We start from the raw sequence: 21,674 nt of genomic DNA, 5'->3' as shown, positions 1-21,674 counted from the left end.
GAGGTCGAGGGGCGTCAGGCCCGGCCGGGGACGCCGGGCCCGGCGGGCCCGGTCAGGTCGTTCGCGCACCGCACGGCCGCCGCGAACGCCGCCGGGTCGGCACCGGCCGGCGACGCGATGCGGAGCGTCGCCGACTCCCCGGCCCGGAGCGTGATCATGCCGCGGTCCGCGCGGGCGTCGGCATCGACGGTGTCGGCGTGGCAGAACACGTCACGGGCCAGCGAGGTCGCGCTCACGTGGAGCTCGCAGCCGCCGTCGACGGCGTCGGCGTCGGCCACGACGCGCAGCGGCCGTGGTTCGAGCCGCTGTCCGGCGACCTCCGCCCCGTAGCGGTACGACGGCGCGAACCCGGCGTCCTCCTCGCCCGCGACGGCCACCAGCACCTCGGAACCCGGGTCCTCGAAGACCGCGACGCCGGAGGGGATCTCCACGGTGGCGGCGCCCCGGGCTGGAACCGTCACGTCCAGGACGACCTTGGCGAGCACCGCGCCACCGAAGTCCTCACGGGTCACGACGAACGAGCCCCGGTACGGCTCCGCCGTGTCGTTGACGAGGACGAGCGCCAGCACGTCCGGCTCGGGCTCGGTGCCCTCCCACGTGTTCGCGGCGGCCTCCTGCGAGGCGCGGGGCTGCAGCGTGGCCAGACGCGGGGCGTAGACGTCGCGCAGGGCGTGCCAGAGAGGCTTGCGATGCCCGGCGAAGTCGACGGCTGCCCAGGACACCACGGGCCAGTTGTCGTTGAGCTGCCACAGGACGGTGCCGGTGTTGTACGGGGTCAGGGAACGGAAGTGCTCGACGCCGAACCTGATCGCGTGCGCCTGGTTGAGCTGGGACGTCCAGTGCCAGTCCTCGATGGACCGGGGATCGGGAAGGTGCCCGGTCCAGCCACGCCGGAGCTTGGCGTTGCCGAGGTTCGCCTTCTGGTGCACGAGCATCTGCTCGCCGAATGGGTCGAGCGGCTCGTCGTGGACGACGCCGGTCAGCGTGGACCAGGCGGGCGGGCCCTGGAACCCGAACTCGGCGACGAACCGCGGCCGCCAGCGCGCGTACGCCGTGTAGTCCTCGCGGTTCCACACGTCCCAGACGTGCACCGTGCCGTAGCGCTCGTCGTTCGGGCTGCGGTAGTCGCCGAAGGAGTACGGGCTGGCGGGCGAGTAGGGCCGGGTCGGGTCCAGCTCGGTGAGCAGGCCCGGCAGCAGCTCCGAGTAGTAGTGGTCGCCCCAGGGCCGCCCGGCCAGGCGCCCCGCCCAGCCCCAGTCGACCCACGCGACGGTGTTCTCGTTGTTGCCGTTCCACAGCACGAGCGACGGATGCGGGCTGAGGCGGGCGATGTTCTCCCGCGCCTCGGCCTCGACCTCCGCGCGCATCCGCTCGTCCTCGCCGTACGCCGCGCAGGCGAACGGGAAGTCCTGCCAGACGAGCAGCCCTCGCTCGTCGGCGAGGTCGTACAGGTCGTCGGACTCGTAGATGCCGCCGCCCCAGACCCGCAGCAGGTTGACGTTCGCCTCGGCGGCGTCGCTGATCCGCCGCGCGTACCTGTCGCGGTCGACCCGGGTCAGGAAGGCGTGGTCGGGGATCCAGTTGACGCCCCTGACGAGCACCCGCTCGCCGTTGACCAGGAGGCGGAACGCGGCCCCGCCGTCGTCGTCGGACGTGTCGAGCGCGACCGTGCGGAAGCCGACCCGGCCCGCCCACCGGGCGGCATCCGACGCCGGGACCCCGGACGGTTCGCCCACCACCGGCGGCAGGCTGACCTCGACGTCGTACAACGGCTGGTCGCCGTACCCGGCCGGCCACCAGCGGCGTACGCCGGGAACGGTCAGCCTGACGGTGGCGGAGTCCTGACCGGGCGCGACGCTCCCGGCGGCGTGCAGCACCCGGCCGTCCGGCCCGGTCACCGCGAGCGCCACGGGTACCTCCACGTCGCCGCGGACGCCGTCGCGCTCGATGCCGACATGGACCTCCAGGTGGCCGTCGTGCGCGCCGTCGCCCGCGGTCACGTCGACCAGCGGCCGCACCGAGGTGATCCGTGCCCCCGACCACGAGTCGAGGCCGATCGGCTTCCAGATCCCGGCTCCCGCGACGTCGATCCCCCAGTCCCAGCCGAAGGAGCACGCCATCTTGCGCAACTGGTTGTACTCGTGATGGTTGACCCGGGGCAGGGCGCCGTCGCGCGCGGCGCGCGCCGCTGCCTCCGGAACCGGGGCGGTGAACGAGACCGTGAGCGTGTTCTCGCCCTCGCGCAGGGCGGCGCGCACGTCCCACCGGTACGACCGGTGCATGTTCTCGGTGCGTCCGAGGAGGACGCCGTTGAGCTCCACCGCGGCGACCGTGTCCAGACCGTGGGCGACCAGGTCGTGACGGGCGGCGCCGTCGTCGCTCCAGGCGAACGTCGTCGAGTACGTCCAGTCGGTGTCGCCGATCCACTGCTGGCCGGCCTCGTTGGCCCCGTCGAACGGGTCGGCGATCAGGCCGGCCCGCAGCAGGTCGAGGTGCGCCTCGCCCGGCACCTCCGCCGGGATGCCCGCGGCGAGCGTCGCTGTGATCGGCTCGGGGACCGTGCCGGGAGACGGGGCGGTCAGGGACCAGCGCTCGTGGAGCGCGCGGAACGTCGCGGGCAGATAGGTCATGTCATGCTCCTCGGGGTGGAAGACGACGGGGTCCCGGCCTCGACCCAGGCCCCGGCGTAGTGGTCGTAGCAGCGGTCGTTGCCGATGACGCCGCGCGCGGGCGCGTCACCGACGACCCGGCCGGGCCGCTCGGGATCGGGGGCGGACAGCGCCAGGAGGCGCGTGTACTCGTGCCGGGCGTCGAGGATCACGGCGTCGGACGGGCCGCGTTCCACCACCCGCCCGCGGTACAGCACCACGATCTCGTCGGAGAAGTGCCGGGCCGTGGCCAGGTCGTGGGTGATGTAGAGCACGGCGAGGTCGGACTCGCGCTGGAGCCGGCCGAGCAGGTTGAGCACACCGAGGCGGATCGACACGTCGAGCATGGAGACGGGCTCGTCGGCGACCAGGACCCGGGCGCCGGGGGCCAGCGCACGGGCGATGGCGACGCGCTGCCGCTGCCCGCCGGACAGCTCGTGGGGCCTGCGGGCGGCGACGTCCGGGCTCAGGTTGACGCGTTCGAGCATCTCCAGCACCCGCTGGTGCGTCTCGTGCCGGGTGCGGGTGCGCCCGTGGATCAGCAGCGGGCGGGCGATGTGGTGCTCGACGGAATGGAACGGGTTGAGGGACGCGAAGGGGTCCTGGAACACCATCTGCACGTGGCGGCGGTGATCCCGGGCGGGCACCGGGACGCCGTCGGACCTGATCTCGACCGACCCCGCGCTCGGCCGTTCCATCCGCAGCAGGATCCTGGCGATGGTCGACTTGCCCGAGCCGGACTCCCCCACCAGGGCGACGGTCCGCCCCGGGACGAGTTCCAGGCCGACACGGTCGACCGCCCGCAGCCGCGTCCGCCGGAGGCCGGAGCGGAGGGTGTAGTCCTTGACCAGGTCGGTCACGGTGACGGTGGTCATGAGCGCTCCTCGGGTTCGGCGCCGGTCCGGATGAACGCGCCGCGCTCGCCCGACAGGCTCGGGAACGACCCGAGCAGCTTGCGCGTGTACGGATGCCGCGCCTCCTGCCGGAGGCGTGCGGCGGTGTCCAGCTCGACGATCTCGCCGTCGTACATGACCGCGATCCGGTCACTGATCTCGAGCAGGAGCGGCAGGTCGTGGGTGATGAAGACGACGGCGAAGCCGAGGTCGTCGCGCAGGCGGACGATCTCGCGGAGGATGTCGCGCTGCACGACGACGTCGAGCGCGGTGGTGGGCTCGTCCATGATCATGACCTGCGGCTCGAGCAGCATGGCCATCGCGATCATGACCCGCTGGCGCATGCCGCCGGACAGCTCGTGCGGGTACGACGAGAGGCGGGCCGGGTCGACGCCGACGCGTTCGATGACGGCGGCCGAGCGCTCCCGGATCTGGGCGCGCGACAGCTCGGGCCGGTGGGTGCGCAGGGTGTCGCTCAGCTGGGCGCGGACCGTGGTGACCGGGTTGAGGGAGTTCATCGCCCCCTGGAAGACCATCGACAGCTTGTCCCAGCGGAACGCACGCAGCCGGGCGTCGTCGAGCCCGAGCACGTCGATGTCCTCGCCGGAGCGGTCATGGAAGGTGATCCGTCCGGAGGCGATCCGGGCCGGCGGGCGGTGCAGCCGCGCCGCGGCGTACGCGAGCGTGGTCTTGCCGCAGCCGGACTCGCCCGCGAGGCCCAGGATCTCGCCGGGGTGCAGCGCGAGACTCACGTCCCGGACCGCGGTGACGGGGTGCTCGGCCTCGTAGACCACGGTCAGGTCCTCGATGGTCAGGACGGGGGTCGACGACGTCGTCACGAGAGCTGCTCCTTCCGTGCGGCACGACGCGCGCGGCGCACACGTCGACGCTGCTCGCGCTGGTTGCGGAGCCTGGGGTTGATGACCTCGTCGATCGTGAAGTTGATCAGGGACAGACCCGTCCCGATCAGCGCGATGACCAGACCCGGCGGCACGAACCACCACCACGCGCCCAGCGACAGGGCGAAACCGTTCTGCGCGTAGAACAGCATCGTGCCCAGCGTGGCCGAGTTGGAGGCACCCAGGCCGATGAACGACAGGCCCGCCTCCGACAGGACCGCCGCGATCACCGCGAACACGAACTGCGACGCGATCACCGGCAGCAGATTCGGCAGGATCTCCACCACGATCACCCGCCACGGCCGCTCCCCCGCGACCCGCGCCGCGGCCACGTAGTCCCGGCCACGCACCGACAAGGTCTGCGCGCGCAACACACGAGCCGACGCCGCCCAGCCCGTCACCGCCAGAACCACCGCGATCGTCCACAACCCCCGGCTCTCCCGAGGCACGAAACCAGAGATCACGATCACCAGCGGCAGACCCGGGATCACCAGGAACACGTTCGACAACAACGAGAACGCCTCATCGACCACGCCACCGCGATACGCCCCGTAGATCCCGAAGAACGCCGACAACACCGTGGCCAGCACCCCGACGAGGAACCCGATCTCCAGCGACCCGCGGGTCGCGTGAGCGAGCTGGGCAAGGACATCCTGCCCGGTCTGGGTGGTCCCGAGCAGGAACTCCGCCGACGGCGGAGCCAGGCCGAGGTCACGGATCTCGCGAGGATCACCCACGAGGAGGGGGCCGAGGAGGCCGAACAACGTGACGCCGACGACGAGCACGAGCCCGGCGGCGAGCCACGGCGTCATCGTGGGCAGCAGTGCCCGGAGACCGGGCGACATCAGCCGCCACGTGCGCGGTGGCCGCCCCGGGTGTACCGGCTGGTCCGGCATGTGCGACCGCCCGGCGGCGGCGCCGGACGGGGCGTCGCCGGACAACGCGTCAACGGAAAGGACTGGATTCGTCATGGGTGCCGTCCCAGGTCAGGACCGGGCGCGGGTGCGCGGGTCGATCAGGCCGTACAGCAGGTCCACCACGAGATTGGCGCCCAGCACGGCGAGGGTGATGAAGAGGAAGACGCCCTGCATGAGCGCGTAGTCGTTGTTCGTGACCGCCCCCAGCAGCCGGCTGCCGATCCCGGGGTAGGAGAACACCTGCTCGGTGATCACCGAACCGGAGACGACGAAACCCAGCGAGATGGCGAAGCCCGCCACGGACGGGAGAACAGCGTTGCGAGCCGCGTAGTTCCGCAGGATCCGGCCGGGACGAAGCCCCTTGGCCTCGGCCGTGAGGATGTAGTCCTCCGACAGCGTGGAGACCATCATGTTGCGCATCCCCATCAGCCAGGCCCCGACGGACGCCAGGACGATGGTCAGCGCGGGCAGGAACCCGTAGCGGACGGCCGAGAGGACGAAGTCGGCGTCCCATCCCGGGGTGAGCGCGACGTCGTACCCGCCCTGCATCGGGAACCAGCCCAGGACCCGGGCCAGCACATAGGTCAGCAGCAGGGCGAGCCAGAAGTACGGCACCGCGGCCAGCAGGGTGGTCGCCGGGACCAGCGAGTCGAGCCAGGTACCCGGCCTCCAGCCCGCGAACGCGCCGAGGGCGACCCCGAGGCAGGCCGCGATGACCGTCGAGAGCCCGACGAGCACGACCGTCCAGGGGATCGACTGGCTGATCACGTCCGACACCTCGGCCGGGTAGTAGCTCACCGACACCCCGAGCTCGCCACGCAGCAGGTTCCGCAGGTAGTCGAGGTACTGCTGCCAGAGCGGGACGGAGTCGTCACCCCCGAGGAGGAGCGCGTAGGCCTCGCGGGTCTCGGGCGTCACCGTGCCGCCGCGCTGCTGGAGCTTGGCCAGGAGGATGTCGACGGGGTCGCCGGGCATCATGCGCGGGATCGCGAAGTTCACGGTGAGCGCGGCCCACAGGGCCACGGCGTAGAAGCCGAGTTTGCGCAGGAAATAGTTCATCGGGAGACCTCCTCGGGGATGACGGCCGGATCAGGACCGCGGCTCGAGCCGCTTGAAGATCTCGGCGGCATCGAGCGCCGACCAGTTCGCGGGGAACGCGTACAGGTCCTCGTCGGACGGCCAGCCGGTGAACTCGGCGGTGTTCCAGATGTTCGTCGTGCCGCCGGTCAGGACGGGCACGTAGGGCATCTCCTCGAGGACCGCCCGCTGGATGGTCTCGAAGTGCGGCTCGCGCGCCGCGGCGTCGTCCAGCGGCAGGGTCGCCAGCTCGGCGATCGCCTCGTCGACGGCGCGGTCGGAGAACCGCGCGTAGTTGTTCCCGGCGCTTTCGCCGACGTCGGCGGTCGTGGCGGAGTCGAAGAAGTAGCTGTACAGGTAGTACGGATCGGGAGCCGGACCCTGCCAGAGCGAGTCGATGACCAGCTCGAACTTCCCGGACGCCTTCTTCTCGGTCCACTCGTTCCACGACGACTGGGCGGAGACGAGCTCGATACCCGCCTCCCGCGCCTGGGCGGCCATGGTGTCGATCGCGGTGATGTAGTCCGTCCAGCCGGTGACCACCTCGACCGTCAGCGTCAGCCGCTCACCGTCCTTGGCGTAGATCCCGTCGGCACCGCGCGTCCAGCCGGCGTCCTGGAGGATCCGGGCGGCCTCGGCGGGATCGGCCTCCATCGGCGCCACGGTCTCGTCGACGACGCCGGTCACGAACTCGTCCTGGCTCGGGGTGAGGGTGAAGGCCGGTGAGATCTCGCCCGCGGTTCCCGTGAACGCGAGCGAGTTCAGCTGCTCCCGGTCGAGGGCCTCGTACAGGGCGTGCCGGACCGCCGGATCCGTCTGCGGCCCGGTGCATCCGGCGCCGGCGTCCGAGCAGGTGGCCAGCACCATCTGGCTCTGCCACCGGGTGAAGGCCTCGTACGAGGGGAAGTTCTCGTGGGTGTCGGCCACATCGGGGATCGGCCCCGTGAACCAGTCGATCGTTCCGGCGGCGATGCCGTCGGCACCCGCCTGGTTGCCGGAGAGGGCGTCGTAGCGGATCCGCTGGAGCGCGGGCGCACCGCCCCAGTAGCCGGGGTTGGCCGTCAGCGTGAACGCCTGCGGCTTGAACTCCCCCAGCACGAACGCACCCGTGCCGACCGGCTGCTCCATGACGTCGGTGGCCGGGTCGACGCCGTCCCACAGGTGCGCGGGAACGATCGGGACCGACAACAGGTCGGGGCTCTTGACGAAGGCCGGCTCCTCGAAGCCGAACTCGACGTGCGTGTCGTCCGTCGCGGTGACCTCGCCCTCGAACCCGATGCTGTTGACCGACGGGTTGTCCTTCAGCAGGTCGAAGGTGAAGACGACGTCGTCGGCGGTGAACGGCTCGCCGTCGGACCACGTGACGCCCTCGCGGAGCGTGACGGACAGCTCCGTGCCGTCGTCGTTCCACGACTGCTCGGTGCCGAGCAGCGCCACCGGGTCGGCGGGCTGCGCCTTGTTGTGGAAGAAGAGCGGCTCGTAGATGGTGCCGAGCCCGCCGATGCGCGACGGCGAGAACGGGTTGAAGTTGATCTGGTAGTCACCGGTCTGACCGGTGTACACGACCAGCGTGTCGTCGGCGCCGCCGCCGTCCCCGGATGCCGGGCCGGAACAGCCGGCCGGCAGCGCACCGAGTGCTACCGCGCCGGCGAGCGCCGCGACCACGCGGCCTCGCGTCCTGGTGATGAGTGACATCGTCGTCCTTTCACGGCCGGGGTCACGACCCCGGAGCTTTCCGGGCGCCGTCATGGCGCCGTAGCAATATTCTTAACGTGCTAAATTTAGTCTGTCAAGACTCAGCGTCGATCCGGACGGAGACCGATCACCCATGACCACCACCCCGATGCTCCTGCGGCGCGACGGCGTCGCCCTGGTGCTCACGCACCCACCCGCGGGCCTGCCCGGCGTGCTGCACTGGGGGCACGATCCCGGGCCGCTGACCGAGCCGGAACTGGGCGATCTCGTGCGCGCGACCGAACGCCAGGAACCGTCGGGCACGCTCGACGCCGCCCGCCGGCTCTCGCTCCTGCCGCAGGAGGGCGACGGGTGGCCGGGACGGCCCGGCCTGCTCGTCGCACGCGACGGCAACCCGGTGTTCCCCCGCTGGAAGGCGACGTCCGAGCAGCGCTCCGCGTCGGAGGTCCAGGTCACGGCAACCGACCCGGACGAGGGCCTGGAACTCCGCACAGGCATCGAGATCGGCGCGGGCGGGCTGGTCCGGATCGACCACGAGCTACGCAACACGGGCCGCGGCGTCGTCGAGGTCTCGTGGATCGAGGCGACCCTGCCCGTCCCCCGGGCGGCCGATCACGTGACCACCTTCTCCGGCCGCTGGACCCGCGAGAAGCTACCGCTGACCACGGTGATGCCCCGTGGCGCCACGGTGCGGGAGAGCCGCCGCGGCCGCGGCGGCCATGACGCGCCCTGGGTCACGCTGGCCTCGCGGGGAACGCCGCGGAACCGGTCCGGCGAGGTCTGGGCGGTCCACCTCGGATGGAGCGCCGACGTACGGCACCGCACCGACCGCGTCACCGATCACACGACGCTGCTCGGCGTGGGCGAGCTGCTACGACCCGGCGAAATCCGCCTGGAGCCGGGCGAGACGTACCGCACGCCGGCCGCCTGTTTCTCGTGGTCCGACGCCGGGCTCGACGGCGTGGCCGACCGGTTCCACACGTGGCTGCGGGCCCGCCCGCAGCACCCCCGCGCCCCGCGGCCACTGGTGCTGAACACCTGGGAAGCCGTCTACTTCGACCACGACCCGGAGCGGCTGGCCCGCCTCGCCCGCAGGGCAGCGGAGGTCGGCGTCGAGCGGTTCGTGCTCGACGACGGCTGGTTCCTCGGCCGCCGCGACGACAGCGCCGGGCTCGGGGACTGGGAGGTCGACGCCGCCGTCTGGCCCGGCGGCCTGGAGCCGCTGGCCGGTCTCGTCCACGACCTCGGCATGCAGTTCGGGCTCTGGTTCGAGCCGGAGATGGTCAACCTCGACTCGGAGCTCGCCCGCACCCACCCGGAGTGGCTCCTGGCCAGCCCGGTCTCGGTGCCCGCACCTCCCGGAATCTCCTTTCGGGGGCAGTTCGTGCTGAACCTGGCCGACCCCGAGGCCTTCGACCACGTCCGGCGGCAGATGTCGGCGGTGATCGAGCGGCTCGGGGTCGACTTCGTCAAGTGGGACCACAATCGTGACCTCGTCGAACCGGTGCACGCCGGCGCACCCGGCACCCACGCTCAGACGCTTGCCGCATACCGGCTGCTGGACCGCCTCAAAGCCGATCACCCGGGTCTCGAGATCGAGTCCTGCTCGTCCGGCGGCGCCCGCACCGACCTGGGCATCCTCCAGCACACCGACCGGGTCTGGGCGTCGGACTCCAACGACCCGGTGGAGCGCCAGGACATCCAGCGTTGGACCGAACTCGTCCTGCCGCCCGAGCTGATCGGGGCGCATGTGGGCCCCTCACCCGCGCACTCCTCGGGGCGCGCGACCGCGCTGTCCTACCGGATCGCGACCTCACTGCACGGTTCGGCGGGCTTCGAATGGGATCTGCTCGGCTGCACGGTCGAGGAGACCACGCAGATCAGCGCCTTCGCCGCCCTCTACAAGGAGCTGCGCGACCTGCTGCACACCGGGTCCGTGGTCCACCCGGACGTCTCCGACCCGGCCCTGCGGGTCCGTGGCGTGGTGTCCGCCGACCGGTCGGAGGCCGTCTTCACCATCGCGACCGTCGCGTCCCTGGAGGAAGCGCTGACCGAACGAGTTCGCCTCGACGGGCTCGATCCCGCGCGCCGCTACACGGTCCGCGTACGCGACGACATCGGCGCCGCCGAATGGGGCTGGATCACGCCAGGCTGGCTGGCCGAAGGCGTCACGTTGCCGGGGAGCACGCTCATGGAGGTGGGGCTCCAGCCGCCGACGCTGTGGCCGGCGCAGGCCGTGCTCCTGCATCTCACGCCGGCCGGCGCGGGCAGTGATGCTGCGAGGTGACGCACCGGCCGGAGCGCGGGCACGGAGGACTTGAGCCGTTAAAGTATGGCCGGACCACCGAGGGGGAGATTTCGTGAGATCGTTCGGCGCAGGTACGCGCCCGCCCACGCTCGCGGCCGTGCTGGACATCATCCGGGACCAGGGGCCCATCAGCCGGGTGGAGCTGGCGAGCGAGACGGGCCTGACCCAGGCCACCATGACTCACGCCGTCCGCAAGCTCATGGCGCTCGGCTACGTCCATGAGACGGGTACCGTGCCCTCCAGCCGGGGCAAGCCCCGGCGCCTGCTGGAGCTGGCGGCCGGGGCCTGCTACATGGTCGGCATCCAGTTCGACCGGTTCGCCGCGGTCGGCGTGCTCGTCGATCTCGCGGGCCGGGTGGTCGCGCGACGCCGGATGGCGGGTGCGGGTGAGCGCGAGCCCGGGGTGGTCGTGGCGGAGTTCGCCGGGCACGTGCGGAGCCTGCTGGAAGACGCCGGGGTGGACCGTTCCGCCGTCGCCGGGATCGGCCTCGCGACGCACGGTCCGCAGGACCGCGACGCCGGCGTGCTCCTCACCCCCCAGCCGACGCCGGCCTGGCTCGGGTACCCGGTCGCGGCGACCCTTGCCGAGGCGACCGGGCTGCCCGTGACGATCGAGAACGACGCCACCGCGGCGGGCATCGGCATCCAGGCCGCCAAGGACGCGCCGGCCAGCTTCGCGGTCGTGTTCATGTCGGCCGGGATCGGCGCCGGGATCATGCTCGACGGGCACCCCTACCGGGGGACGACGTCGAACGGCGTCGAACTCGGCCACATCTCGATCGACGCCCGCGGCGCGCGCTGCGACTGCGGCAACCGCGGCTGCCTCGACACCGTCGCCGGGCCGACCGCCGTCGCGAGCCGCGCCCGGGCCGACGCCGGGCTCGCCGCGCGCCTGCGGCTGGATCACGGTGCGCTGCCGGGCACCGCCCCGGGCTCGCCGTCCGACCCGCTGTCCGTGTTCCTGGCCGTCGCCGGCGCGGCCAGGGACGGCGACCCCGCCGCCGCCGGGCTCGTCGAGGAGTCGGCCCGGATGCTGGCCACGGCGACGGTGACGCTGGTGAACCTGTTCGACGTCGGCCGTGTCGTGCTGGCGGGCAACGCGTTCACCGGGGACGTCGGTCCCGTGTACCGCGACGCCCTCCAGGCCGTGCTCGAACGTTCCGTCTTCATGCGCCACGTCCATACGGTCCGTGCCGAACTCGCCCCCGACGTCGCGCTCGCGCCCGCGGTGGGCGCGGCGGCGATGGTGCTGCGCAGCCTCCTGGAGTCACCGCCCGCACCGGCCCCGCAGGACGCGGACGCCTGACCGGACCGCCCCCGCGACCGGTAACGTGCCCAGGGTGGACACCTGGGTGCTGCTCGCGGCGTGCGGTGCGTGCGTGCTCGGGGCCGGGCTGCAGCGGGTGGCCGGGATGGGGCTCGGGATGGTCGCCGCCCCCGTGCTCACCCTGTTCCTCGGGCCCGCCGCCGGCGTCCTGGTGAGCAACGTGGCGGCCGTGGTCACCTCGCTGCTGGTGCTGCGGGCGCTGCGCGACCGCGTGGACTGGCGGCGGTTCGCGGCGCTGCTGCCGCTGATGGTGGTCGGGTCGGTGCTCGGGGCGCTGATGGTGCGGGCCGCGGACACGGCCTGGCTCGACGTCGTCGTCGGCGGGTCCGTGCTGCTCGCGCTGGCGGCGTCGGCCGCGCTGCGGCGCGCAGCGCGCGTGCGGGGCCGGGGCGCCGCCGTCGTGACCGGGCTCGCCGCGGGTTTCATGAACACGACCTCGGGGGTCGCCGCCCCGGCATGGGCGGCCTACGCGCTGGCGACGCGGTGGGAGCACCGGTCGTTCGCGGCGACGCTGCAGCCGCTGCTGCTCGCCATGAACCTGATGTCGGTCGCCACGAAGCTGCTGCTCGGGTCCGTACCCGCCGGCGGCGCGCCCGCGTGGTGGGTCTGGCCCGTGCTGGCGTGCGCCGTCGGCGCCGGCGTGGCGGCCGGGGCGTGGTGCGCGCGGCGGGTCCCGGCGCGCGTCGCCGCGCGGGTCGCGGTGGGGGTCGCCGTCGCGGGCGCGGCGACGGCGCTCGTGCGGGGGCTGCTGACGGTGTGAGCACGACGACGCGACCGCCTCAGCCCTCCTCCGTGAAGACCCTGTCGCGCTTGCGGCGGATGACGGGCAGAACCGTCACGACCAGGGCGAGGGCCGCCAGCCCGAGCAGCACGGCCGAGACGGGCCGGGTGAGGAACACCGACGGGTCGCCCTTCGAGAGGATGAGCGCACGGCGGAGGTGCTCCTCCAGCAGCGGGCCCAGCACGAACCCCAGCAGCAGCGGCGCCGGCTCGCAGCCGCAGCGCACGAGCACGAACCCGCCCACCCCGAGCACCGCCATCACCAGCACGTGGAACGGGTTCTGGTCGATGGCATACGTGCCGATGCAGGCGAACGCGATGATCGCGGGAAACAGGATGGAGTACGGCACGTCGAGCAGCCGCACCCACACCCGGATCAGGGGCAGGTTGAGCACCACGAGCAGCACGTTCCCGATCCACATCGAGGCGATGAGCCCCCACACCAGCTCGGGCTGGGCCTGCATGACGCCCGGGCCGGGCTGGATGCCCTGGATGATCAGCGCGCCGAGCAGCAGTGCCATCACGGGGTGCGCGGGCAGGCCGAGCGCCAGCAGCGGCACGAACGACGTCTGCGCGGCGGCGTTGTTCGCCGCCTCCGGCCCCGCGACGCCCTCGATCGCGCCGTGCCCGAACTCCTCCGGGTGCCGCGAGACGCGTTTCTCCACCGCGTACGAGCCGTAGGCGGCCAGCACGTGCCCGCCGCCGGGCAGCACGCCGAGCACCGAGCCGAGGCCGGTCGCGCGCAGCACCGGGCCGATCATGCGGCGCCGGTCGGCGCGGGTCGGCCAGAGGGTCGTGACCTCGGCCGCCACGCGGGTGCGCGTGCGGGGGTCGTGCAGGTTCCTCAGGATCTCCGCGATGCCGAAGATCGCCACCGCGACCGAGACGAAGCTCAGCCCGTCCCACAGCTCGCGCAGCCCGAAGGTGAACCGCGGGACGGCCGTGAACGTGTCCTGCCCGATCATGCCGAGCAGGATGCCCAGCACGATCATGGCGAGGGCCTTGAGCGTGGACCCGCTGGCCAGCGCGATGGACGCGACGAGGCCGAGCACCACGATCGAGAACATGTCGGCCGAGCCGAACGTGAGGGCCGCCCGCGCGAGCGGGGCCGCGGCGGCCGCCAGCACGAGCGTTCCCACGCATCCGGCGAAGAAGGAGCCGAGCGCCGCCGCGGCCAGGGCCACGCCCGCCCGGCCCTGCCGGGCCATCGGATGCCCGTCGATCGCCGTCACCGCCGACGACGACTCCCCCGGGATGTTGAGCAGGATCGCGGTGGTCGAACCGCCGTACTGGGCGCCGTAGTAGATGCCGGCGAGCATGATGATGGCCGACACCGGGTCGTCGAACCCGAAGGTCAGCGGCAGGAGCAGGGCGATCGACGCCGTCGGGCCGATGCCGGGCAGCGCGCCCACCGCCGTGCCGAGCACGACGCCGAGCAGGCAGAACAGCACGTTGTGCCAGGCCAGCGCCTCGGAGAAGCCGAGCGCGAGGTTGTCCAGGAGGTCCATGTCACCCGCCCAGCCAGTCGCCGAACAGGGACAGGCGCAGCTGCAGCGCGAGCACGAAGACCACCCAGCACAGCGCCGTCAGGGCCACCGAGGTGATCACCACGCGCAGCCAGGGGACGCCGCCGCGGGCCAGCGAGGACAGGAGCACGGCGCCGAAGGTCGCCAGGATCAGGCCGAGGCCGTCGATCGTCAGCGCGAAGAAGACGATCGCGGCGGCGATCGCGAGCACGGGACGCCACTCGAGGCCGGCCAGCGGGCGCGGGTCGGGGGCGTCGTCGGACGGGACGGCGTCGCGCGCGCCGGCGGGCGCACCGTCGCCGGGGACGACGACGGACGGTGCGCCCTGACCGCCGGGGCCGGCCGGACCGGCGTCGGGCACCGGATCGGGCGCGACGTACGCCTTGACGACGCAGGCCAGCCCCAGCGCGGCCAGGGCGAGGCCGAGCACGAGCGGGAGGTAGCCCGGCCCCATGTCGAGCAGCTCGCCGAGCTCGTACCCGAGTGAGCCCACCGCGAAGGCCACTCCGAGCGCGAGGAAGATCAGGCCCGCGACGACGTCGCCCGTCGAGCGGGGTCGCAACGCGCTGATCTCAGCCTCCCTGCGAGCCGATGACCTCGGCCCAGGAGTCGATCTGCTCGGTCAGCAGCTCGGTGTGGGCCTCGGGCGTGGCCTGGTCCTGCTCCACGGGTGTCGTGCCCAGCTCCGCCATCTGGTCGACCACGGCCTGGTCCGCGAGCGCCACCTGGAGCGCGCCGGTGAGCTTCTCGACGATCTCGTCCGGGGTCCCGGCCGGGACGTAGAGGCCGTGCCACACGGACACCTCGATGTCGGGCTGACCGGCCTCGGCGGTGGTGGGCAGGTCCGGCAGGGCGTCGATCCGCTCGGGCGTGGTGACGGCGTACGCCTTGATCGCGCCGTCGGTGATCTGGCCGGTCGTGTTGGTGGTCTGGTCGCACATGAAGTCGACCTGCTTGCCCACCAGCTCCTCCATGGCGGGCGCGGTGCCGTCGTAGGGCACGACGGTGACCTCGACGCCGAGGGCGCTGGTCAGGAGGCGTCCGCACAGGTCCGACGCCGCACCCTCACCGGCGGTGGCCATGGTGACGGTGTCCTGGTTCTCCTGGACGTACGCGACGAACTCCTCCAGCGTCTCCGGCTCGAGGTCGCTGCGGGCGACGATCGTCATGGGCACCTCGGTGACGAGGCCAATGGTCCTGAAGTCCTCGACCGGGTCGTAGGCGAGGTCCTCGCCGTAGAGCGCGGGGGCGGTGGACATGCCGATGTGGTGCATCAGGACGGTGTAGCCGTCCGGGTCCGCGGTGGCCACCTGCCCGGCCGCGACCGTGCCGCCGGCGCCTTCCACGTTCTGCACGACGAGCTGCGCGCCAAGTTCCTCCGACATGGGTTCCGCGATCATGCGGGTCACGGTGTCGGTGGGGCCGCCGGCGGCGAACGGGACGACGATCTCGATGTCGTCCTCCGGGTAGTCGGCGGGGTCACCGCCCCCGCCGCCGCAGGCCGCGAGGCCGGCCACCAGCGGAAGGGCGAGGGCCGCGGCGACCACGCGCCGCCCCCGATTGCCGGGAATCGCCAGATGCTTGGTCCGTGGGTGGATGGACATCGCACTCTCCGATCGTCGTCGATGCGGTATGCAGCCAACTTACAGTCAATGATGTGACGGGCGCCACATTCGTCCCGATGGCGTGTCCGGTTCGTTGCAGCCGGCTGCGCGTCAACACGCAGGGAAGGGGACTCCAGCCGGGAAGCGTCGATCGGCGATACTGGGGCTCGTGACTGCCCAGTACCGAACGGAGCACGCATGCTGACCCGTCTGGAGGTCGACGGGTTCAAGAACCTGCTGGGATTCACCGCCGACCTGAACTCCTTCACCTGCATCGCAGGGCCCAACGCCGTGGGCAAGTCGAACATGTTCGACGCCATCGTCCTGCTCTCCGCGCTCGCGGACCAGAACGTGTCCGACGCCCTGGCCGGGATCCGGGCGAACGACGCCGACCGGTCGGCCCCGGCCCGGCTCTTCTGGGACGCGCAGCCACCAGGCACTGCCCGGATGCAGCTTGCCGCCGAGATGACTGTCGCGGACACCGTCGCCTCGGATCTCGGGGAAACGGTCGCGGTCCCGCACACCCGGCTGCGCTACGAGATCGACATCGAGATCCGGGAGCACGCGCCGGAACGGAAGCGTCGCGAACTCGTCATAGCTCGTGAGGCCGTCCTGGCGCTCGGACCGACGTCGTCGGCCCTGACGACCCCGCTGCTCGAACACACCAAGGCCACGACCCGCACAGTGGTCGGTACGGCAACACGCGCCGACGAACCGGTGTTGCTCGCGATCCGCCGCGAGATGCAGCGCTGGCAGGTGCTCAGCCTCAACCCGGCCGCCCTCCGCCGCCCGGAGAGCGCCTTCGGCGCTTCGCGCCTCGGTTCCGACGGCGACCACCTGCCGGCAGTGCTGCTGCGCCTGCGGGAAACCGACCCGGACGCATTCGCCGCGGTTGCCGCATCGTTGTCGGCGCTGACCGACGTCCGGCAGATCGACGTCGAGCACGACACCAACCGCGAGGTTCTCACCTTGCTTGCGGCTGCCGGCGACGGACCACTCCTGCCGGCGCGCGAGCTCTCGGACGGCACGCTGAGGTTTCTCGCCCTGTGCACGCTCCTGCACGACCCGGAGGCCACAGGTCTGTACGCGATCGAGGAACCCGAGAACGGAATCCACCCGGGCAGCATCGAAGCGATGGACGAGCTCCTGCACCTGCTCGCCCACGACCCCGCCCTTCCGCCGGGTCCGGACAACCCTTGGCGGCAGGTCGTGATCAACACCCATTCCGGCGCCTTGATCGAGTTGCAGGCGCCCGACGACGTCCTGGTGGCCGTCCGCTCCCGCGTGCGCCGGAACGGCACCGCCGCATCCACCATGCGACTGGCTCCGTTGCAAGGCACCGACCGAGCCGAGCGGGCCGACCTCAGCCTCGGCCCCGCCGCGCTGACCGACTACCACGGTCGAACACGGTGAGGCGCGCAGCGACGCCGGCGGTGTCCTTCATGATGCTCCGGGAAGGCACCAGCGACGACGGGCTCCTGCGCGTCATCGAGGACGTCATCGTCCAGGCAGGCGCCGATGCGACCGGCTTCACGGCGATCACGAAGAGCCTCCCGGTCGAGCACAAGATCCGCGACGCGCTGGCCGACGGCGGCACGTTCGACCTGCTCTTCGTCCACCGTGACAGCGACAGCCCCGACCCCGACGACCGGTTGCGCGAGGTCCGTGACGCACTCGACCGGTGCGGTGTGCGAGGGGTCGCAATCGTTCCGGTTCAGATGACGGAGGCCTGGCTGCTCACCAGCGAATCCGACATCCGCCAGGTGTGCGGGCGTCCGTCCGGTCGCGAACCCCTCGGTCTCCCGTCACTGCGCAACATCGAGTCCACCCGGAACCCGAAGGACGTCCTGCGCGACGCGATGCGGACGGCGAGCAACAACACCGGACGCCGTCGGCAGAACGACAACCGCGAGTTCGGCCGCCGACGACGTCTGCTGCTCGAACGCCTGGACGTCGACGGCCGTGTCCGCGAACTCCCGTCGTTCCAGCGATTCGTCTCCGACACCGAGAAGGCGGTTCAGGAGGTCCTGAGCAACCGGACGGCGTCGTAGGTCCGTCGGGCGACAGGCTAGGGCAGCAACAAGCGCGAGTAGCGCTGGTAGGTCACACAGGCACCGACCGGGCCACCGCCGTACTGCTCCATCGATCACCGACGCGTCAGTGCATGACCGCGAGCAGTACCCCGACGCCGACGAAGAGGCTGCCGAAGACGCGGTTCACGATCCGCCTGCCGGTCTCCCCCGCGGTCAGCCGGCCGAGGCCGTGGGCGGTCGTGGCGAAGAAGAACCACATGACGAGGACGTCGACCGTGACGACGGTGGCGACGAACGCGGTGTACTGGCCCGCCAGCGGCAGCTCCGGGCGCACGAACTGCGGGAGGAACGCGAGGAAGAACACGATCGCCTTCGGGTTGGTCAGGTTCACCAGGACGCCGCGCCGGAACATCGAGAACGCCGGTTCCGGGGCCGCGCCGCTGACCCTCACGGCGTCGTCGTCGGACGCCCTGGAGAAGAACTGCCGCACGCCGAGGAACACGAGATAGGCGGCGCCGACGTACCGGATCGTGTCGAAGAGCCACGGGGTCCGCACCACGAGCACGCCCAGCCCCGCGGCGACGATCAGCACGTGCACCAGCAGCGCGAGCTGCTGACCGAGGATCCCCCAGATCGACCGCCACCACCCGGAGCTCAGCGCGTTCGCCATCGTGTTGATCGCACCCGCGCCGGGCGTGAAGGAGAGCAGGACGCTCGCCCCGAGGAGGGCGAGCCAGAGCGAGAGCGACACGGCGACCAGCGTAGGAGCCGGCCTCGACCACCCGGACCGATCGGGGCGTGACGTTGCCGACATCGCGGCCGTCAGCGCCCGGCGTCGCACGGCCCCGCAAGGCCCCTCGCCGACGGGCGCCGAGGCCCGGGCGTCACCGTGGATCGGCCGTGTGACCTTCGAACGATCCCAGCGGCCCGACGTCGACGCCGTCGATCTGAGCGGCGGCCGATCGAGCCATCTCGACGAGCTCCGCCATCGGGACGTCGCGGCGGCTGGTGGCATCCAGGTCCTCGTGGGCCTGCCTGGACCAGAGCGGCGGGAAGACGTTCAGCCCCCGGCCGCCGCCGAGCTCTCGGGTCTCGGCCTCCCAGCCGTGCCAGCGCAGCCCTTCCGTAAAATCCTCCAGGCCGCCGCCGAGGGCCCACGCGAGCCAGGCCGCGTGGCCCACGTCAAGGGGCTCCCACTGCAGGGTGTCGGGTGCGAGGTAGATCATCTCGCCCGGTTTCCCGGGCCTTCCCGCTGCCTCGGGGTCGTGTCCGTTGAGCACGAAGGTGCCGCCGAGGACGTCGTGCGCGACGACGAGCCCGTGCCCCGGGAACCAGGAGGGCTCGGGTGACGCCGGGAACCCGTTCACCGCCGCCAGACCGATCAGGCGGTCCGCGTCGCCGGACGACGGACTCCCGTAGACGCGCAACCAGCCGTGGTCGATCAGGAGACCGCCGGTGTGCACCACGACCGCGCCGAGGTACGACGACGTCGTGACCTGAAGCTGTTCGAGCGTACGACGCGCGGTCGCGGCGTCGGGCGCGAGAACCTCCACGGTCACCGACGCGCCGCTGACGAGCGACTGCAGTTCGGGCCACGCAGGTCGCCGCGTGGAAGCCAGGTTCTCGAACAGTCGCACCACCAGATCGTAGACCTGCCGCCCGCCTCGGCACCGGGCTGCACCCGTGAAAAACCCGACGGACTGCTGCCGTCGCGGTGGCAGGATGCGACCCGTGTTCGTGAGCGCAGAAGAGATCATCATCGGCAAGGCAGGTCGGGTACCGGTCCCTGCCTCGCGGCCGGGTGATGCGACGAAGGTGGCCCGCCAGCTCGACGTGTCGTTGATGTCCGTCGGTTTCAAGGCCTCGGCCGCCCTGCTGCGAGCGGTCGGTGCGATGGATCCGCACGATGCCATGAACCTGGCGGTGACGACGCTGGCCGCGGTCCGGCGGATCGTCGGGGACCATGTCCAGCACAACGTGTACTTCAAGTCCTTCCCGAAGGACGTGCCGGCCACCCTTGAGTTCTGGGAGTCGTGCCTGCGCCAGGCGATGCAGGACCCGAAGCTCGCGGACTCGGGCGCGAGCCCACGGCGGTCAGGACTGCTGAACCTCCTGGCGCTGCCTTCCTACGGCCGGTACCAGCACTCGTACGACGAGTTGCTGGCAGAGCACGAGAGGTTCGAGTCCGGCCTCACGGAGCGCATGACGGTCCTGCACGCCGGAGGCCCCGTGGAATCCGAGGCGGACCTGCTGCTTCACCGGCTCACGGGGAGTACCGTCCCGCTCAACGACGAGGACCGGACCGCGCTGCTCCATCTGGCCCGTTTCCGCTACGACATCTCGGCCGACGGCGGCGGCCCGGCACTCGACGAGATCTCGATGCGGGAGTCGTTGGCGACGGTCAACCGAGTGCGCGTGGAGCACCTGGTCCCACCGCGCGTGGCGACGGTGACCGACGTGCTGCGGCTCGCGTGCGCGCTGTCGGACGGCGATCCCACCTTGACGGAGCCGACACGCTTCCGTTCGTTCCCGAGGTCGTGGCGAAGGCTGATGCTGGCGGCGCTGAACGGCGTCGTGCATGCTGACGAGCTGAAACTGTCCGACGTCGTACGCCACCGTGAGCAGTGGAAGCGGCTCGGCGAGCGGCTGCACGCCGGCCAGTACCCGCAGTGGCCGCACGCTGCCCGGGTGTTCGCCGTCGCCCGCGGTTCCGAACCGGCGCCGGACACGCTGCCGGCACGCGTCGAACAGGCCTTCGCGACGTCGGACACGAGGCGTGTCCTTGACACGCTCGCCGTCGCGCCGGGTGCGCTGGTGCGCACCGTGGACCGTCTGCTGCGAACCGCGGGGTCCGGAGCGGACCGTGCGGCAGTCGTGGCGGCCGTCGAAGGGACGTTGCCCGACGTCGCCGGGCGCGTGGTCCTGTCGCTGCGCGAGCACCTGATGAACCGGGAATCGGACGTGTGGCCGCGTCTCTTCGTGAACAAGCTGGGACGTCCGTGGTCCACCGCGGATACACGCATGCCGCTTGACGCCTCATCCGCCGCCGAACTGATCGGGATGTGCGACCAGGAGGTCCGGCGCCGCCTCGCCGGGCACCGCCGGATCGTGGTGGATCCCGGCATGCTCCGTACGGCTCTTCCGCTGTCCGGCCGCATGAAGGCGGGTGGATTCGGCACACTTCCTCGGGGATCGCGCACCGCCGTCGGCGGCGAGACGCTGCGCTTCTTCGCTTACTGGCGCCAGACCAGCCGCAGGACGGACTACGACCTGTCCTGCCAGATGCTCGACGCCGATCTCTTCACGACCGGGCACTCGTCATGGACGAGTCTGACCGGGAAGGGCTACCGCCACTCCGGCGACATCACCGATGCGCCCGACGGCGCCTCGGAGTTCATCGACGTGGATCTCCTCGAGATCCCCGCCGATGTGCTCGTTCCCCAGATCAACGTGTACTCGGGTGAGAACTTCGACACCGCGGCCGAGGCGTTCACGGGCTACATGATCCGTACGCCCGCCCAGAAGGGACTGCCGTTCGAACCCGCGACCGTCCGCGCCAAGTCCGACCTGACCGGACACGGCAGGGTCTCCCTGCCGATGCTGTTCCAGGAGACCGGCAACGGCTGGGAAGCCATCTGGCTTCACCTCAACCTCCGAGGGAACCCCGCATTCAACACCGTCGAGAACAACTCGGCGACCACGGCCCAGCTGGTGCAGAGCATCCGGGGCAGAACGTACCTGACCGTCGCCGACCTCCTGGGACTGCACGAGGCCAACGGGGCGACCGTGGACCAGGGCCGGCCCTCCGTGACCGACGACGCGACGCTGTTCATCGGAATGGAAGCGCCGGAGCATCTTCCGGCGGGATGCGGCCTCGTGACCCCGCAAAATCTCGCGGATCTCGTCCCCGCCTGACGATACGCTGTCCCACGGCGAGGCTATGATGCCGCTTCCTTCTCCTCACCTC

17 protein-coding genes are annotated in these 21,674 nt (G+C 71.6%); 6 read left to right on the top strand and 11 right to left on the bottom strand.

The window, feature by feature from the left end; all coding sequences use genetic code 11:
* Window positions 1-14: 14 nt before the first annotated feature.
* The 6 genes from ABD208_RS19420 to ABD208_RS19395 are packed head-to-tail and all read right to left on the bottom strand — an operon-like array spanning window position 15 to window position 8,129.
* Window positions 15-2,630: a glycoside hydrolase family 2 protein gene (locus ABD208_RS19420; protein ID WP_344106238.1), complete on the bottom strand. Its 2,616-nt coding sequence runs from the start codon at window positions 2,628-2,630 to the stop codon at window positions 15-17.
* A complete protein-coding gene (locus tag ABD208_RS19415; RefSeq protein WP_344106236.1) occupies window positions 2,627-3,523 on the bottom strand; it encodes an ABC transporter ATP-binding protein in 897 nt (298 codons plus the stop codon). Before ABD208_RS19415 ends, ABD208_RS19420 begins: the two co-directional genes overlap by 4 nt.
* On the bottom strand, window positions 3,520-4,380 hold the full coding sequence (locus tag ABD208_RS19410) for an ABC transporter ATP-binding protein (RefSeq protein WP_344106234.1): 861 nt from the start codon (window positions 4,378-4,380) through the stop codon (window positions 3,520-3,522). Before ABD208_RS19410 ends, ABD208_RS19415 begins: the two co-directional genes overlap by 4 nt.
* Complete coding sequence (locus tag ABD208_RS19405) at window positions 4,377-5,411, bottom strand: ABC transporter permease (protein ID WP_344106232.1); 1,035 nt, start codon at window positions 5,409-5,411, stop codon at window positions 4,377-4,379. The genes ABD208_RS19410 and ABD208_RS19405 overlap by 4 nt, the downstream gene beginning before the upstream one ends.
* 15 nt (window positions 5,412-5,426) lie before the next feature.
* Window positions 5,427-6,416, bottom strand: coding sequence for an ABC transporter permease (locus tag ABD208_RS19400; protein WP_344106230.1), 990 nt, complete (start codon window positions 6,414-6,416; stop codon window positions 5,427-5,429).
* 30 nt (window positions 6,417-6,446) lie between these two features.
* Window positions 6,447-8,129, bottom strand: coding sequence for an ABC transporter substrate-binding protein (locus ABD208_RS19395; protein WP_344106228.1), 1,683 nt, complete (start codon window positions 8,127-8,129; stop codon window positions 6,447-6,449).
* A 133-nt stretch (window positions 8,130-8,262) separates the two neighbouring features.
* Here ABD208_RS19395 and ABD208_RS19390 point away from each other — a divergent pair, with 133 nt between their 5' ends.
* The 3 genes from ABD208_RS19390 to ABD208_RS19380 all read left to right on the top strand — a co-directional run bounded on the left by ABD208_RS19390 (window position 8,263) and on the right by ABD208_RS19380 (window position 12,524).
* Window positions 8,263-10,416 carry an alpha-galactosidase gene (locus ABD208_RS19390; protein WP_344106226.1) on the top strand — a complete coding sequence of 718 codons (2,154 nt, stop codon included), beginning with the start codon at window positions 8,263-8,265 and terminating at the stop codon, window positions 10,414-10,416.
* A 73-nt stretch (window positions 10,417-10,489) separates the two neighbouring features.
* Window positions 10,490-11,743 carry an ROK family transcriptional regulator gene (locus tag ABD208_RS19385; RefSeq protein ID WP_344106224.1) on the top strand — a complete coding sequence of 418 codons (1,254 nt, stop codon included), beginning with the start codon at window positions 10,490-10,492 and terminating at the stop codon, window positions 11,741-11,743.
* A 34-nt stretch (window positions 11,744-11,777) separates the two neighbouring features.
* Window positions 11,778-12,524 (top strand): sulfite exporter TauE/SafE family protein, encoded by a 747-nt coding sequence (locus tag ABD208_RS19380; RefSeq protein ID WP_344106222.1) that lies wholly within the window; start codon window positions 11,778-11,780, stop codon window positions 12,522-12,524.
* 19 nt (window positions 12,525-12,543) lie between these two features.
* On the opposite strand, the gene ABD208_RS19375 is transcribed toward ABD208_RS19380, so the two are convergent.
* From ABD208_RS19375 to ABD208_RS19365, 3 genes are read right to left on the bottom strand one after another with little or no spacing between them, the layout of a single operon-like run.
* Window positions 12,544-14,052 (bottom strand): tripartite tricarboxylate transporter permease, encoded by a 1,509-nt coding sequence (locus tag ABD208_RS19375; protein ID WP_344106220.1) that lies wholly within the window; start codon window positions 14,050-14,052, stop codon window positions 12,544-12,546.
* Window position 14,053: 1 nt separating this feature from the next.
* The gene (locus ABD208_RS19370; RefSeq protein ID WP_344106218.1) at window positions 14,054-14,632 is read right to left on the bottom strand and encodes a tripartite tricarboxylate transporter TctB family protein; all 579 of its coding nucleotides are present in this window, start codon (window positions 14,630-14,632) and stop codon (window positions 14,054-14,056) included.
* Between the two features lie 10 nt (window positions 14,633-14,642).
* On the bottom strand, window positions 14,643-15,674 hold the full coding sequence (locus ABD208_RS19365) for a tripartite tricarboxylate transporter substrate-binding protein (RefSeq protein WP_344106215.1): 1,032 nt from the start codon (window positions 15,672-15,674) through the stop codon (window positions 14,643-14,645).
* A gap of 198 nt (window positions 15,675-15,872) precedes the next feature.
* Between ABD208_RS19365 and ABD208_RS19360 the strand changes: the two genes are divergently transcribed.
* Together ABD208_RS19360 and ABD208_RS19355 are read left to right on the top strand one after the other, a co-directional pair.
* Window positions 15,873-17,087, top strand: a complete 1,215-nt coding sequence (locus tag ABD208_RS19360; RefSeq protein ID WP_344106212.1) for an AAA family ATPase — start codon at window positions 15,873-15,875, stop codon at window positions 17,085-17,087.
* Window positions 17,084-17,725, top strand: coding sequence for a hypothetical protein (locus ABD208_RS19355; RefSeq protein ID WP_344106210.1), 642 nt, complete (start codon window positions 17,084-17,086; stop codon window positions 17,723-17,725). The genes ABD208_RS19360 and ABD208_RS19355 overlap by 4 nt, the downstream gene beginning before the upstream one ends.
* 106 nt (window positions 17,726-17,831) lie before the next feature.
* On the opposite strand, the gene ABD208_RS19350 is transcribed toward ABD208_RS19355, so the two are convergent.
* Together ABD208_RS19350 and ABD208_RS19345 are read right to left on the bottom strand one after the other, a co-directional pair.
* A complete protein-coding gene (locus ABD208_RS19350) occupies window positions 17,832-18,458 on the bottom strand; it encodes a LysE family transporter (RefSeq protein ID WP_344106208.1) in 627 nt (208 codons plus the stop codon).
* A gap of 133 nt (window positions 18,459-18,591) precedes the next feature.
* The gene (locus ABD208_RS19345) at window positions 18,592-19,344 is read right to left on the bottom strand and encodes a DUF2625 family protein (protein ID WP_344106206.1); all 753 of its coding nucleotides are present in this window, start codon (window positions 19,342-19,344) and stop codon (window positions 18,592-18,594) included.
* A 94-nt stretch (window positions 19,345-19,438) separates the two neighbouring features.
* Here ABD208_RS19345 and ABD208_RS19340 point away from each other — a divergent pair, with 94 nt between their 5' ends.
* On the top strand, window positions 19,439-21,622 hold the full coding sequence (locus ABD208_RS19340) for a TerD family protein (protein ID WP_344106204.1): 2,184 nt from the start codon (window positions 19,439-19,441) through the stop codon (window positions 21,620-21,622).
* Window positions 21,623-21,674: the final 52 nt, after the last annotated feature.

Source organism: Myceligenerans crystallogenes, assembly GCF_039529775.1.
Classification (GTDB): Bacteria; Actinomycetota; Actinomycetes; order Actinomycetales; family Cellulomonadaceae; genus Myceligenerans; species Myceligenerans crystallogenes.
This window is presented reverse-complemented; position numbering and strand designations above follow the sequence as displayed.